The following is a 15,331-nucleotide window of genomic DNA, read 5'->3' on the forward strand; positions in this document are numbered from 1 at the left end:
ACCGCACTCCGGACGGCGGTCCAGGGCAGGGTCGGGCGTGACACGCCTGACGGGTCTTGGACCGCCGTGTCCGTGCGGTATGGGATGCTGTGAACAGACACATGACCGGGGCGTGCGCTGGCAGTCGGCGCACCCTGGGGAAGGCGGTGACAGTGGCGCGCAGTGCAGAGGGAGCTGATCTCCTCAAGTGCAATTTCTGCGGGAAGTCCCAGAAGCAGGTCCGGAAGCTCATTGCAGGTCCGGGCGTGTACATCTGCGACGAATGCATCGGCCTGTGCAACGAGATCATCGAGGAGGAGCTGAGCTCCGCCGCAGAGGACGTCGAGGACACCGCCCTCCCGAAGCCCCGTGAGATCTACGACTTCCTGGGCGAGTACGTCGTCGGGCAGGATCCCGCGAAGCGCGCCCTCGCGGTCGCTGTCTACAACCACTACAAGCGCCTCCGGACGCAGTCAGAGGCTCAGCGCGACGATGATGTGGAGATCGCGAAGTCGAACATCCTCATGGTCGGGCCCACGGGCTCCGGCAAGACCTATCTCGCGCAGACACTCGCACGGAAGCTCGACGTCCCGTTCGCCGTCGCGGACGCCACGGCGCTGACGGAGGCGGGCTACGTGGGCGAAGACGTGGAGAACATCCTCCTCAAGCTCATCCAGGCGGCGGACTTCGACATCGAGCGAGCCCAGCGCGGCATCATCTACATCGATGAGATCGACAAGGTCGCCCGGAAGTCGGAGAATCCCTCCATCACCCGTGACGTGTCCGGTGAAGGCGTCCAGCAGGCGCTGCTGAAGATCCTCGAGGGCACGGAGGCGGCGGTCCCGCCACAGGGCGGTCGGAAGCATCCTCACCAGGAATTCCTCACGATCGACACGACCAATGTGCTCTTCATCGTGGCGGGTGCGTTCGCCGGCCTCGACGAGATCATCTCGTCGCGCAGGGGCAAGCACGGGATCGGGTTCGGCGCGCTCCTGCAGTCGGCCGACGATGACGACGCGGACATCTACCAGGAACTGCTTCCGGAGGACCTCCACAAGTTCGGGCTCATCCCGGAGTTCATCGGTCGTCTTCCCGTGATCGCCGCTGTCGGCAACTTGGACCGTGCGGCTCTCATGGAGATCCTCACCGAGCCCAAGAACGCTCTCATGAAGCAGTACCAGCGTATGTTCGAGTTCGACGGCGTCGAATTGGAGTTCGAGCAGGAGGCGCTCGAAGCCATCGCGGACCTCGCACTGCTGCGGGGAACGGGTGCGCGCGGACTGCGTTCGATCATGGAGGAAGTCCTCCAGCCGGTGATGTTCGACATCCCGTCCCGCGACGATGTGGACCGCGTCCTCGTGACGAAGGACGTGGTCGAAGACAACGTCGCTCCGACACTCATTCCGAAGGACGCGTCGAAATCGGGGCGCGGTCAGTCCCGGCGCAAGAGCGCCTGACACGAGGAGCACGGCCATCCGTGCTCCAGGCCTCGTCATCCGAAGGTCCATCGCTGCGGCGGTGGACCTTCGTGCGTTCCGCGCGGCGCCTGTTCCCATCCGGACTCTCGTGTGCCGGGGCTGCCACACCGAATGCCCTTCACGACCTGTACGGGTGAATAGGCTCGGCGGTATCCGAAGGGCATCGCCCCGGGAGGTTCGCCTCCATCATGGCGACATCGCCCGCGCGTACCTGAAGCACTGTGAGGACATCATGAAGACGAACGCCCGTGGAAAGACCCTCCGCCCTTTATTCGCCGCAGCCGCCGCATGCGGCATCGCATTGACCGCCAGTGGGTGCGGAGGCGGTGGAAGCGCGGCGGACGACACGGCGATGGAGTCCCAGCAGGACGCGTCTGCTGGAGATGCTGACGAGGGCTCGGGCGACGAGGCCGGGTCGGGGGACGAGGCCGGGTCGGACGACGAACTCGATGCGGTCGGCGACGCGGACGATGGGGCAGAGGATCCCGCCGAAGGGTCTGACTCCGACGATTCCGCGGGAGCGGCCGGGGAAGCGACCCAGGTGGAGATCGGGGAGACGCTCGAAGACCCGGACATGGGCGACACGATCGAGGTGCTCGCGGCCGTACGGGACTTCCCGTCCGAGGAGCAGGCCGATCTGATCGCGGACGGCGGGGAAGTCGTCCTGCTCGAGGTGTCGGTCAGGCCCGGCGAGGAGTACGGCGGTCTCGTGTCGATGGGCAACTTCGAGATCTCGTGGGACGACGGTGCGGACTTCTGGAACAACAAGACGCGGATGGTCGAGGAGGAGCTGGAGGCGGCCGACCACCCGGTCTTCGAAGACGTGCCTCGGCGGGACGGGGGAGAGCACACCGGTTGGATCGCATTCTTCGCAGACGAGCGGGCGGACTCGTACCACATGAGCTACACCCGCGCAGGTGCGGAGGTGATCGGCTCGGACGAGGTGATCGATCCCTTCGAGGCGGAGTTCGAGATCCCCGCACCCTGACACGCGCCGACCACGACGACTGAGGGGCTCCCTCTGTGTGAGAGGGAGCCCCTCAGTCGCTGCAGGAGGCAGAACGGCGGGTGGGAGTGCGCCTCACATCTCCGACGGCTGCACGACGACGAAGCCGGGACCGTGGAACTTCATCTGGACTGATTCTCCCGAACCGCGGCCCACGAATGATCCGATCGAGACGTCGGTGTGGATGTCCGGCGACAGGTTGGCAGACCAGCACACAGCCGCCTGCGGGTCGACGAAGGTGGGCTGCTGCGAGCAGTCGAGGACCAGCGGGTCTCCCTGGCACGCGAGCGCAGCCATGCCCTGGCCGGACAGGACCACGTTGAAGAGGCCGGCGCCTGAGGCCATCGAGCCGAGGCCCTTGACCCGCCGGATGTCCTCGTTCAGGGTCGGGTCGTATGCGAGCAGGGATGCGGAGTTCACGCTCAGGGCATCGTTGGGTCCCTCGAGCTGCATCATGAAGATGTTCGCCGCATTGCGAGCGAAGAAGACCTCGCCGGTGCCCTCTGCGCGCATCATCGGCGTGTCCTCGCCCGTGACCTGCTTCTTGAGGAAGTTCCCGACAGAGCCGGATCCCTGGTGCTTGAACTGGACGCTGCCCTGATACGCGACCATGGCCCCCTTGGTGGCGACGATGGGGGACTGCGGCGTGACGAGCGTGCGCAGCATCTTCTGCGACTGCATCGTCCACCGCTCCGTCGACTGGATCTCCGCATTCCGCTTGTCGAAGAGCTCTGACCTCATGGCTCACCTGTTCTTCCTGCGTCCGTGGGTACGGACGAACGACTGTGGGGCGGGGCACCCGATGCAGGTGCCCCGCCCCACAGTAATGCGCTCGCGTCGTGGAGACGCGGCGAGGGATGGTGCAGATCAGCACCATCCCTCGCGGATCAGGCCGGAGACTCGGCGAAGACGACGTCCGAGACGCTGACGGACGCCTCGACGTCGGCGCCTTCTGCACCGGCCGGGACCTCGGCCGCGGTGAGGGAGCTCGTCCGCACGTCCAGGTCGTCGACCCGGCTGGCGGCGAGCAGGTCGCCACGCGCCGCAGTCACGGCGGTGAGGACGTCGGTCGGCGCGTGGAGGACCGCGCTGGTGATGCGGGTCTTCTGCGAGACCTTCGCCTCCGTCTTCGTCTGGCGGAGCTTCGACAGCGCGGATGCCACCTTCCCGAGCATGTCGGTGGGGACCTGCGCCGGCTCTGCGGTCGGCCATGCCGCTCGGTGGATGGACCCCTCGCGCCACCACGACCAGACCTCTTCCGTCACGAAGGGGAGGAACGGTGCGAACAGTCGCAGGAGCGTGTCGAGTGAGGTCGCGAGCGTCGCGTGCGCGGACTGCTGCGCCTCCGCGCCCTGTGCCCCGTACGACCGATCCTTCACCAGCTCCACGTAGTCGTCCGTGAAGTCCCAGAAGAACGACTCGACGATGCGCAGGGCCTGCGCGTTGTCGTACGCGGCCATGTGGCGGCCCGCGTCGGCGACGACCGTGCGCAGTGCTGCGGCCACGGACCGGTCCAGCTCATGGGTGATGAGGTCCTCGCGACCGATGAGGTCGGCGTGCACGCCCTGCGCCAGAGCGAACTTCGAGGCATTCAGCAGCTTCATCGACAGACGACGGCCGATCTGCATCTGCTGGGTGTCATATGCGGTGTCCGCGCCGAACTTGGCGCTGGCGGCCCAGTAGCGGACCGCGTCGGGGCCGAAGCCGGGCTTCTGCTCCGCGAGGATGTCGCTGGGAACGACGACATTCCCCTTCGACTTCGACATCTTCTTCCGGTCCGGGTCGAGGATCCACCCGGACAGCGCGGTGCGGCGCCACGGCACGGAGTCGTTGAGCGAGTTCGCACGGACGACCGTCGAGAAGAGCCAGGTGCGGATGATGTCGTGGCCCTGCGGACGCAGATCCATCGGGAACACGTTCGCGAACAGCTCCTCGTCGCGGGACCAGCCGCTCACCAGCTGCGGGGTGAGCGATGAGGTGGCCCACGTGTCGAGGACGTCCGGGTCGGCCGTGAAGCCCCCGGCCACATCGCGCTGGTCCTCACTGAAGCCGTCCGGTGCGGATGCGAGCGGATCGACCGGCAGCCGGGCGTCGTCGGGGACGATCGGGGTGTCGTAGTCCGGGGTGCCGTCGGCATCGAGTCGATACCACAGCGGGATCGCCACACCGAAGTGGCGCTGTCGCGAGACCAGCCAGTCGCCGTTCAGCCCGTCGACCCAGTTCTCGTACCGCGAGCGCATGTAGCCCGGGTACCACTCGACCTCACGGCCGCGGGCGAGGAGGTCGTCCCGCAGATCAGCGGACCGGCCGCCGTTGCGGATGTACCACTGGCGCGAGGCGACGACCTCGAGCGGCTTGTCGCCCTTCTCGTAGAAGGGCACCGGATGCGTGATCGCCTCGGGAGCCTCGAGCAGGTCGCCGGACTCGGCGAGCAGCTCTGCGATGTCCTTCCGAGCGGTGAACGTCGTCTTGCCCGCGATCTTCTGGTAGGCCTCGGCGGCACCCGCCGTCGCGGATTCGGTGATCCAATCGGGCGTCTCGCGCTGCAGACGGCCGTCGCGCGCGACGACCGCGCGCGTCGGGAGGTCGAGTTCGCGCCACCAGGTGACGTCGGTGAGGTCGCCGAAGGTGCAGACCATCGCGATGCCCGTGCCCTTGTCGGCCTTCGCCAGGTGGTGCGAGCGGACGTCCACCTCGACGCCGAACAGCGGGGACACCACGGTCTTGCCGAAGAGTGGCTGGTAGCGCTCATCGTCCGGATGCGCGACGAGCGCGACCACTGCGGGAATGAGCTCCGGACGCGACGTGACGATGACGACGGGGTCTGCAGACGTGTCAGCGGTGCCGTCAGCGGCGGTCGGATAGAAGGCGACGCGGTGGTAGGCGCCGTCCTTCTCACGATCCTCGAGCTCGGCCTGCGCGACGGCAGTGCCGAACGTCACGTCCCACATCGTCGGGGCGTCCTGAGAGTAGGCGTTCCCGGTGGCGAGGTCCGCGAGGAACGCGCGCTGGGAGACGGCGCGGGCCGTGTCCTCGATCGTCCGGTACGTGTACGTCCAGTCGACCGACAGGCCCACCGAGCGGAACAGGTGCTCGAAGACCGCCTCGTCCTCGGCGGAGAGGGTGAGGCACAGCTCGATGAAGTTCTGCCGGGAGACCTTGACGTAGTCCCGTGCGCTGCGCGGAGCCTTCGCCGGGGGAGTGAAGTCCGCGTCGTAGGGGAGTGAGGGATCGCACGTCACGCCGTAGTAGTTCTGCACGCGGCGTTCGGTCGGCAGGCCGTTGTCGTCCCAGCCCAGGGGATAGAAGACGTTCTTGCCCGTCATCCGCTGGTAGCGGGCGATGACGTCCGTCTGCGTGTAGGAGAACACGTGTCCCACGTGGAGCGAGCCCGAGGCCGTGGGCGGGGGCGTATCGATCGAGTAGACGTCCTCGCGGGTGGTGTCCGGGTCGAACGCGTAGACCCCGCTCTCACCCCATGCGGCGTCCCACTTGTCCCTGAGGCCTTCGAGGGCCGGCTTGTCCGGAAGGTGCACCGAGTCATGTGTGCTGTCGGAAGTCGTCATGCGTGCGATTGTTCCATACGGGGGACTGCCCCCTGCCTGGTGGAGGCGGTCGTCTGCCGCGGTGAGGCGGTCGAGCACGGGGCGGAGATGGGATCCGCCCCGCCTCCCTGCCATGATGTTGCCCATGGCGCTGATCGACCGAGTGGATGAGAACGGACCGCCTCCGCGGTCCACCCAGTGGATGAACCCCACCCGCTCGCTGGCGATCCTCGCCGTCGTCGCGATCCACGCGATCGCAGACACGGTCGGCCTGCGGTTCACCGATCACGGCAGCGGCTCCTGGTGGATCGCGAACAGCATCGACTCGGCGAGCCGCTGGTCCGTCCCGGTCTTCCTCATGATCGCCGGCGCGCTCGCACTGGACCCGACGAAGGGCGGCCGACCCCGGGACTTCCTCTCCAAGCGCTTCTGGCGCATCGGAGTCCCACTGGTGGTGTGGACCGCCGTCTACGTGCCCTATCGACTGTTCGCGATGTCCGGCCGGGAGACCGGGTGGGACCCCCTGACTGCGATCCTCACGGGTTCGCCGTTCGTCCAGCTCTACTTCCTCTACGTGCTGGCTCTGCTCACGCTGCTGACCCCGTTCATGCGGCAGCTGACCGTGCACGGATCGCGGCGGGCCCAGTGGGGCACCGCGCTCGTCCTGCTGGCCATCGGCATCATCGACCACTTCTCCGCAGTGCTCGCGGGGGTGGGGGAGCCGAACATCGCCACGCGGTTCCTCCCGCTCATGGGGTACTACCTGCTGGGCTGGATCATGCGCGACTACCTGGTCCGCGGCGCCGGCCTCGTGTGGGCGTGGGTGGGCTTCGTCGGCTCCATCGTCTTCACCGCGCTGTGGGCGGGCTTCGGCCCCGGAGAGCAGCCGTGGATGATCGTCTACGAGTACATGGCACCGACCGTCGTGGTCATGAGCCTCACCGGATACCTCATCCTCCACCGGTTCTTCTCGAACGATGCGCGCAGGTACATGGGCCTGCGTCGTCTCTTCCCCTACTCGTTCGGAGTGTTCCTCCTCCATCCGCTCCTCGTGTACTCGCTGCGCGACGTGATCGGGGTGCCGGACACGGTCGGCGCGGTCCTGCTGCACGGCCTGCTGCTGCCGCTGGTCTATGCCTTCATCTGCGCAGTCGTCACCAAGGCAGCCCTGCGGACCCCGGTCGTGCGGATCGCCTTCGGTGAGATTCCGGCCGGTGCCGCAGCCGTTCCACCGCCGGAGACGGACTCCGTGCCCGAGGTCCCCTCGCCTGAGGCGACCGATGCAGGTGACCCGGACGACCGCGATCGTCCTGCTCCCGCCTGAGCAGGTTCACTAGACTGGCTGAGGAGTCCGCTGCCGCACCGCCGCGGAGCGTGCGGAGAGACCGTTCTGCGAAGAGGAGAGACACATGAGTGCACTGCGAGCCGTCGTCACGGGAGCAAGCTCGGGGATGGGCCGGGAGACCGTTCGACAGCTGAGGGGACAGGGCTGGGACGTCGTGGCCGTCGCTCGACGGGAGGATGCGCTCGCAGACCTGGCGCAGGAGACGGGCTGCGAGGTCGTCGTCGCGGACATGACGAGTGATGAGTCAGTCGCCGCGATGGCTGAGACGGTGCTGGCGGGCGGCCCGGTGAACTCACTGGTCGCGAATGCCGGAGCCGCCTACGGACAGGACCAGGTGGCAGACGCCGACGTCGATGACTGGGCGGGGATGTTCGACCTCAACGTCCTGGGCGTCGTGCGCTGCGTGAAGTCGCTGCTGCCCGCGCTGGAGGAGTCCGGCCGCGGCGACATCGTGGTCATGTCGTCGACTGCGGGCCACATCGCCTATGAGGGCGGCGGCGGGTACGTCGCGTCGAAGCACGGCGCGCATTCTGTCGCGGCGACCCTGCGGCTCGAGCTCGCAGGGCGTCCCGTCCGCGTCATCGAGATCGCGCCGGGCATGGTCGCCACGGAGGAGTTCTCCCGCAAGCGCCTGGGCTCGCAGGACGCGGCCGACAAGGTGTACGCGGGCGTCGAGAAGCCCCTGACCGCCGCGGACTGCGCTGAGGCCGTGGTGTGGACGCTCACCCGGCCGCACCACTTCAACGTCGACCTCATGGTCATCCGCCCCATCGCGCAGGCGGCCCAGCACAAGGTCGCCCGCAACCAGGGACTCTGAGCGGGTGACGGCACCCAGCACCCAGCCTGACCACAGCACCCACCACCCACCACCCACCACCCAGCACCCAGCGCGCTGTGTTCGTCGGTGAACGGTCAGTGGTGCACACGATCTGTCTGATTGCTGTGCGCCAGTGACGAGTCAGTGTGCTGAGTTGCCCTGCGAGTGCCGGCGTGCCGTGTGTGCTGAGTTGCCCTGCGAGTGCCAGCGTGCCGTGTGTGCTGGGTTGCTGCCTCGGTGTGATCCTGGGCGGACGGGTGAACCCGAAGCTTCGGCTGATCAGCTGCCTGCGCCTGCGCGCTCCACGAGCCTCTGCCGCAGATACGTGAGGAGATCATCCGGGTCGGTGTCTGCGGTGACGCGGATATAGATCCACCCGTGGTCGTTGAAGTCGCGTTCCCGCGTGATATCGCTGGTCCACTGCCACCTGTGAGTGAGGTGGTGTGCGCCTTCGTACTCGATGGCGATCCGCAGAGGAGGGTAGGAGAGATCGGGGCGGTATGTCCGTCCGCCGATCGTGATCGGCGCGGTCACCTCGGGTTCGGGGAGTCCTGCGTGGAGGATCGAGAGTCTCAGAGCGGTCTCCTGCGGCGATCCCACTCCGGCACGCACCATCCGCAATGCGTGCTGCAGTGCCGTTCGTCCGCGGAAGCGCGGCCAGGAGGCTGCGATGGTTCGGAGCTCATCGGGAGTGGTGAGTGCCGGACCGTGCCACGAGCCGCACATGGTGTCGAGAATGTCGATGAGTTCACGGGCGCTCATCATTCCGGCCAGCTGCCGCAGGGTGTCGTGGTGACCCGCGACGGCGATGCGGTATCGGTGGAGGAAGCCCAATCGATCGGCGACATGTCCCCGGAAGCCGCGGCGTCGAACTCGCGTGCGGCGGCTGGTCACGTGGATGTCTGCGGTGCGGAGCCGGTTCGGCAGGGGCCATCCGTGAAGGATCGCGGCCGACGAATGTGAGACGACGGCGTCCGGTCGTGACAATTGGAGCGCCTCCGCTCTCTGACGGATGTCGGTCCACCGATCGTCGACCCAGCCGGGGACGGCGATCGGCTCGACATTCCACGGGTGAGGGTGGACGCCGGGAACGATGGGCTTCCGGCGAGGCCTCGTCATCGCTGCTGATCGCGGCAGCCCGAGTTCCGCGCTGTTGCCCTGGGTGACAAGAATCGGCGCCCAGATGATCGTGTGCTCGTCCGAGTGCTGTGGCATGCAGCGGACAGTACGGCGACGGCGCCCGATGCATGTGTGGTCACGGCGCCTGTGGACGGGCACCCGCTTCTCCACGGGAAGATGTGCGCATCTCCGGGACCGAATCCCCAGTCAGATCGCCGCACGAGCGGCTCTCCCGGACGCACACGATGTCGCAGCGAGCCGACCACTCCAGTGCATCGCTGCGAGCCGACGCTCCCGTGCATCGCTGCGAGCCGACACTCCAGCGCATCGAGACGTCACGCGCGCACGCCAGACTCCCGTGCTCTGTGCTGGAGTGCCGTCTCAGGCTGCTGCGAGGCGCTTCTGCTGCGGGGCGCCTCCTCGGGACTCAGCGGCATGCAGCCGTACTGTGCGCGGAGGCCTCGGGGTGCGCTAGACTCGCCTGTGCATCGATCCGGCCATCACCGGGGAGCATCCGGAAGAACGGCAGACGCCAGCGGCGCCGCCCACTAGAACCGGACGGGACGGCCCGACACAGCCGAATGAGCGATCCGCTCGTACGTCCCCGACAGGACGCGGATGCGGATAAGCGGGGTGGTACCGCGGCAGCGCGTGCGCGTGCAGTCGTCCTCGCACGGGAAGAACCGTAAACAGGGGACGGGTGCCACCGGGTGCGCGGCCCCGCTCACCAAAGGACGCTCATGAGCGAAAGCATCTATCCCAAGCAGGGATCGGCCTTCGGCCTGTCAGCCTCGCCCTCGTTCCCCTCGCTCGAGAAGCGCATCCTCGACTTCTGGGACACCGACGACACGTTCCGGGCGAGCGTCGAGGCGCGGGATGCGGGAGCCGCCGGCGAGAACGAGTTCGTCTTCTATGACGGACCGCCGTTCGCGAACGGCCTGCCGCACTACGGCCACCTCCTCACCAGTTATGTGAAGGACGTGGTGCCCCGCTATCAGACGATGCGCGGCAAGAAGGTCGAGCGCCGCTTCGGCTGGGACACCCACGGACTGCCCGCCGAACTCGAGGCGATGAAGCAGCTGGGCCTCAAGACGAAGGACGAGATCCTCGAGATGGGGGTCGGTACGTTCAACGAGGCCGCGCGCGCCTCCGTCCTCAAGTACACGGACGAGTGGCAGGAATACGTCAATCGGATGGGCCGCTGGGTCGATTTCGAGAACGACTACAAGACCCTCAACCCCACCTTCATGGAGTCCGTCCTGTGGGTCTTCAAGACCCTCTTCGACAAGGGCCTCATCTACGAGGGCTACCGCGTCCTGCCCTACTGCTGGTCCGATGAGACTCCGTTGTCCAACCACGAGCTGCGCATGGACGACGACGTCTACAAGATGCGGCAGGACCCGGCGGTGACGATCGGCTACAAGCTGAGTGAACCGGGCGCGGACGGCGATGACGAATGGGTCCTCATCTGGACGACGACCCCGTGGACGGTGCCCAGCAACCAGGCAGTCGCCGTGCACCCGGACACCGACTACGTCGCGGTCAGGGCCTCTGCGGACGCGCCGGAGGAGTTCGCCGGGAAGACGTTCGTGCTCGCCCGCGCCCTCCTCGCCGCGCACTCGCGCGAACTGGGGGAGGCGCCTCAGGTCATCCGCGAGTACACGGGCGCCGACCTCGTGGGCCGCACCTACGAGCCGCCCTTCCCGTACTTCGAGGGCAAGCAGTCCGAGTACGGCGAGCGGATGCACACGATCCTGTCTGCCGACTTCGTCACGACGGACGACGGCACGGGCATCGTCCACCAGTCGCCGGCGTTCGGTGAGGAGGACAAGCTCCTCACCGACGAGTACGGCATCACGGCGGTGCGCCCGGTGGACGACGCGGGACGATTCGACCACCAGGTGCCGGACTACCGCGGGCAGCAGGTCTTCGACGCGAACCGCGACATCGTCCGCGACCTCAAGAACCGCACGGGACCGATGGAGGGCCGCTCCGCGCTGCTCCTGCGCCACGAGACGTACGACCACTCGTACCCCCACTGCTGGCGCTGCCGGAACCCCCTGATCTACCGCGCTGTGTCGTCCTGGTTCGTGTCCGTCACGGCGATCAAGGAGACGATGCTCGCGACGAATGAGGAGATCACCTGGGTCCCCGACAACGTCAAGCACGGGCAGTTCGGCAGGTGGCTGGAGAACGCCCGCGACTGGTCGATCACCCGCAACCGGTTCTGGGGCTCGCCCGTCCCGGTCTGGCGGTCGGACGATCCGGAGTACCCGCGCCTCGATGTCTACGGCTCGTTCGCGGAGATCGAGCGCGACTTCGGCCGGCTGCCCGTGGGCGACGACGGGGAGCCGAACCTCCACCGTCCCTACGTCGACGACCTCACCCGCCCGAATCCCGACGATCCGACGGGGAGGTCGACGATGCGCCGTGTCGAGGACGTCCTCGACGTGTGGTTCGACTCCGGCTCGATGCCGTACGGCCAGGTGCACTACCCGTTCGAGAACGCCGAATGGTTCGAGAACCACTACCCGGCGGATTTCATCGTCGAGTACATCGGCCAGACGCGCGGCTGGTTCTACACGCTGCACATCCTGGCGGCGGCACTGTTCGAGAAGCCGGCGTTCCGCGATGTGATCTGCCACGGGATCGTCCTGGGATCCGACGGGCAGAAGATGTCGAAGAGCCTGCGCAACTACCCGGACGTCAGCGAGGTCTTCGACCGCGACGGCTCCGACGCGATGCGCTGGTTCCTCATGTCCAGCTCGATCCTGCGCGGCGGCAACCTCGTCGTGACCGAGCAGGGCATCCGCGATGGGGTGCGACAGGTACTGCTGCCGCTGTGGAACACCTGGCAGTTCTTCGCCACCTACGCGAACACGGCGGACGGCCCGGCAGGTCCCGCCTCCGGCTACGAGGCGCAGGACTCGCTGCAGTCCGACCAGGTGCTCGACCGCTACCTCGTTGCGAAGACGCGGGAGTTCCTCGACGAGTTCCAGTCCGCGATGGACGCGTACGACATCTGGGCGGCATGCGGGCTGGCGGACAGCCATCTCGACATGCTGACGAACTGGTACGTCCGCCGTTCCCGTCGACGCTTCTGGGACGGCACGGAGGAGACGCACCCGACCTTCGACGTCTTCGCCACGAGCTTCGAGGCGCTGCTGCGCGCGATCGCCCCGCTCCTGCCGTTCGCGACGGAGGAGATCTGGAAGAGCCTCACCGGCGGCCGTTCGGTCCACCTCGCGGACTACCCGGACGCCCAGGCGTTCCCCGCGGACCAGGACCTCGTCGACGCGATGGACTTCACCCGTGAGGTGTGCTCGGCGGGCTCCGCGCTGCGCAAGGCACGCAACCTCCGCGTGCGCCTGCCGCTGTCGGGCCTGGTCCTCGTCACGGATCTTGCGCTGGGCGAGGAGTTCACGACGATCATCGCGGACGAGCTCAACGTCAAGTCCGTGCGTGTGCTCGGGACCGCTGAGGCACGCGATGCGGGCTTCTCCTTCGAACGCAGGCTGACCGTGAACGCCCGTGCGGCAGGTCCCCGCCTGGGCAGGGATGTGCAGCAGGCGATACGCGGGTCGAAGACGGGTGACTGGTCGGTCGAGGACGGAGTCGTCACCTCGGGCGGATTCGCACTCGTCGACGGCGAGTACGCACTCGAGGAGCACGCGGAGTCCGCGTCGGAATCCCTGGCGCTCGCGCCGGTGGACGGCGGCTTCATCGCGCTCGACACCGCGCTGAACGACGAACTCGAGGCGGAGGGCACGGCGCGCGATGCGATCCGTGCCATCCAGGGCGTGCGCAAGCAGTTGGCGCTTCACGTGTCGGATCGCATCCGGGTCACTCTGTACGCACCCGAGGCCGTCGCGACGGCACTGACCGCTCATCGTGACCTCGTGGCCGGCGAAGTGCTCGCCGAAGCCCTCGACGTCGCCGGATCGGACGCAGCGGCAGCCGATGCGACGACCGTCCGCGAACTGGGTGAGGGCGTCTCCGTGCGCGTGGTGCGGGCATGACCGGCCACGACGACGAGCTCGCGCCGATCCTGCCGGAGGACGACGACGCCGAGGCCGTGACGGGGTCCGCGTTCTGGGCCGACTCGGCCGATGACTCCGGCGACGCCCTCGCCGATGGGGCCGGAGCACCGGAGGAGGAGGCCCTCGACGCGCCGGTCGAGACCGCGGAGGACACTGCGGCGCTCGCCCGCGTATACGCGGCACTGCTGGCACGCGCGGGGGAGACCCAGGTCGAACTCCGCCTCGACGCGACCCGGCGCGCGTGCGAGCTGCTGGGCGACATCCACACCGCGGCTCCGGCGATCATGGTGACCGGGACGAACGGGAAGACGTCGACGGTCCGGATGGTCGACACGCTGCTGGGCGCGCACAACCTGCGCGTGGGTCGGTTCACGAGCCCGCACCTCACGCGCGTGACGGAACGGATCGGCGTCGACGGGAATGACATCCATGCTGCGACGTTCGCCCGTGTCTACGACGAGATCGAACCGTACCTGCAGATGATCGACGCGGCACTCGCGGACGAGGGTCGACCGGGACTGACGTTCTTCGAGGCGCTCACGGTGCTCGCTCTGGCTGTGTTCGCGGATGCTCCGGTCGATGTCATGGTGCTTGAGGTGGGCATGGGCGGCGAATGGGATTCGACGAATGTCGTCGACGCACGCGTCTGCGGCTTCACCGCTGTGGGACTCGATCACCAGGCCTACCTCGGAGACACGGTGCAGGAGATCGCCCGTACGAAGGCGGGGATCCTGGATCGCTCCGTCGATCCCACTCCGGAGCCGGAGCCTCTCGCCATCATCGCTGACCAGCCGGCTGACGGCGTGCTCGCCGTGCTCGCAGACGAGGCGTCTCGCCGGGAGGTCCGTGCGTGGACCGAGGGGCAGGGCTACGGCGTGATCGACCGCACCCTGGCCGTGGACGGCCAGATGGTGTCGCTGCGCGGCATCGGCGGCGACTACCCGGAGCTGTTCCTCCCGCTGCACGGTGCGCATCAGGCGCACAACGCGACGACCGCAGTGGCGCTGACAGAGGCATTCCTCACCGGCGGCGAACGTCCCCTGGGCGAGGACACGATCACAGAGGCATTCGCCGCGATGACGAGCCCCGGCCGTCTCGAGGTCCTCAAGGCGGAGCCGACCATCCTGGTCGACGGCGCGCACAATCCCGATGGTGCCCGGGCGCTCGCAGAGGCGATGGACGAGACGTTCGACCTCACCGACGTGACAGCCGTCCTCGGGATGTTCGCGGACAAGGACCCCCACGGGGTGCTCGAGCACGTGCATCGCTTCGCGGACCGCGTCATCGTGACGCAGACGCTCAGCGACCGCGCGATGGATCCCGAGGAGCTCGCGGCCGCGGCGGCGGAATGGTTCGACGAGGACGATGTGATGATCCGCCCCAGCGTCAAGGACGCGCTCATGACCGCGCTGGACCTGGCGGACACCGCCGAGGCCTCTGCCGGAGAACGTGCCCGCGCCGGGATCGCCGTGACGGGTTCACTCCTCACGGCGGCGGAGGCGCGGGTCCTCCTGGGGCGAGGCGGGATCGCATGAGCGTCCAGGCGAAGTCGAAGCTGCCGCTCCTGTGCGGCACCGTGATCGTGAGTGAAGTGCTGGTGCTCTACTTCGCGGGACTCACGGGGTACGGCCTGCGGCCGGACCTCGTCCCGTACGGAGTGTTCGTCGGACTGCTGACGTTCACCGCCCTCGTCCTCATCACGGCCGCCGCACTGCTGCCGCGCAGGAGGTTCGAGAAGCGTCCCGGCATGCTCCTCGGCTGGACCGGCCAAGGGCTGATCCTCGCGCTGGGCATCATCATGCCGGCGCTGATCCTCATCGCCGCCATCTTCGGCTCGATGTGGGCTGTCGGAGCATACTGGGGCCGCCGGATCGACCGCGAAGCGGCTGAACGCGAGGCGGCTGAACGCGAGGCGTAGGTCCGTCGCCGTTAGACTGGGCCACCGGAAAGACCCGCTGATCACCACATGCTCCAGCCAGAAGCTGCTCATCTCAGAAACGGA

Annotated in this window: 10 protein-coding genes; 7 read left to right on the forward strand and 3 right to left on the reverse strand. The window is 67.7% G+C overall.

The annotated features are described in order from the left end of the window. Positions 1-152 precede the first annotated feature (152 nt). Entirely contained in the window at positions 153-1,436 is a 1,284-nt protein-coding gene (gene clpX, locus BJEO58_RS12135) for an ATP-dependent Clp protease ATP-binding subunit ClpX (protein WP_101589769.1), read from the forward strand. Between the two features lie 253 nt (positions 1,437-1,689). Beyond that, positions 1,690-2,445 (forward strand): transcriptional regulator, encoded by a 756-nt coding sequence (locus BJEO58_RS12140; protein WP_101589734.1) that lies wholly within the window; start codon positions 1,690-1,692, stop codon positions 2,443-2,445. A gap of 93 nt (positions 2,446-2,538) precedes the next feature. Here the strand turns inward: BJEO58_RS12140 and BJEO58_RS12145 are convergent, their stop codons facing one another. Together BJEO58_RS12145 and valS are read right to left on the reverse strand one after the other, a co-directional pair. Further along, a complete protein-coding gene (locus BJEO58_RS12145; protein ID WP_101589735.1) occupies positions 2,539-3,204 on the reverse strand; it encodes an AIM24 family protein in 666 nt (221 codons plus the stop codon). 146 nt (positions 3,205-3,350) lie between these two features. Continuing rightward, a complete protein-coding gene (gene valS, locus BJEO58_RS12150) occupies positions 3,351-6,029 on the reverse strand; it encodes a valine--tRNA ligase (protein ID WP_101589770.1) in 2,679 nt (892 codons plus the stop codon). Between the two features lie 124 nt (positions 6,030-6,153). On the opposite strand from valS, the gene BJEO58_RS12155 reads away from it, so the two are divergent. Further along, positions 6,154-7,332 carry an acyltransferase gene (locus BJEO58_RS12155; RefSeq protein ID WP_101589736.1) on the forward strand — a complete coding sequence of 393 codons (1,179 nt, stop codon included), beginning with the start codon at positions 6,154-6,156 and terminating at the stop codon, positions 7,330-7,332. 85 nt (positions 7,333-7,417) lie between these two features. Continuing rightward, positions 7,418-8,170, forward strand: a complete 753-nt coding sequence (locus tag BJEO58_RS12160; protein WP_101589737.1) for an SDR family oxidoreductase — start codon at positions 7,418-7,420, stop codon at positions 8,168-8,170. Positions 8,171-8,449: 279 nt separating this feature from the next. Here the strand turns inward: BJEO58_RS12160 and BJEO58_RS12165 are convergent, their stop codons facing one another. Then, positions 8,450-9,385 carry a putative endonuclease domain-containing protein gene (locus BJEO58_RS12165; RefSeq protein WP_101589738.1) on the reverse strand — a complete coding sequence of 312 codons (936 nt, stop codon included), beginning with the start codon at positions 9,383-9,385 and terminating at the stop codon, positions 8,450-8,452. A 644-nt stretch (positions 9,386-10,029) separates the two neighbouring features. Between BJEO58_RS12165 and ileS the strand changes: the two genes are divergently transcribed. The 3 genes from ileS to BJEO58_RS12180 are packed head-to-tail and all read left to right on the forward strand — an operon-like array spanning position 10,030 to position 15,247. Beyond that, entirely contained in the window at positions 10,030-13,308 is a 3,279-nt protein-coding gene (ileS, locus tag BJEO58_RS12170; RefSeq protein ID WP_101589739.1) for an isoleucine--tRNA ligase, read from the forward strand. Then, a complete protein-coding gene (locus BJEO58_RS12175; protein ID WP_101589740.1) occupies positions 13,305-14,864 on the forward strand; it encodes a bifunctional folylpolyglutamate synthase/dihydrofolate synthase in 1,560 nt (519 codons plus the stop codon). Before ileS ends, BJEO58_RS12175 begins: the two co-directional genes overlap by 4 nt. Next, a complete protein-coding gene (locus tag BJEO58_RS12180) occupies positions 14,861-15,247 on the forward strand; it encodes a DUF4233 domain-containing protein (RefSeq protein WP_101589741.1) in 387 nt (128 codons plus the stop codon). The genes BJEO58_RS12175 and BJEO58_RS12180 overlap by 4 nt, the downstream gene beginning before the upstream one ends. The last annotated feature ends 84 nt before the right edge of the window (positions 15,248-15,331 follow it).

The sequence above is a fragment of the Brevibacterium jeotgali genome, from assembly GCF_900169175.1.
Lineage (GTDB): Bacteria > Actinomycetota > Actinomycetes > Actinomycetales > Brevibacteriaceae > Brevibacterium > Brevibacterium jeotgali.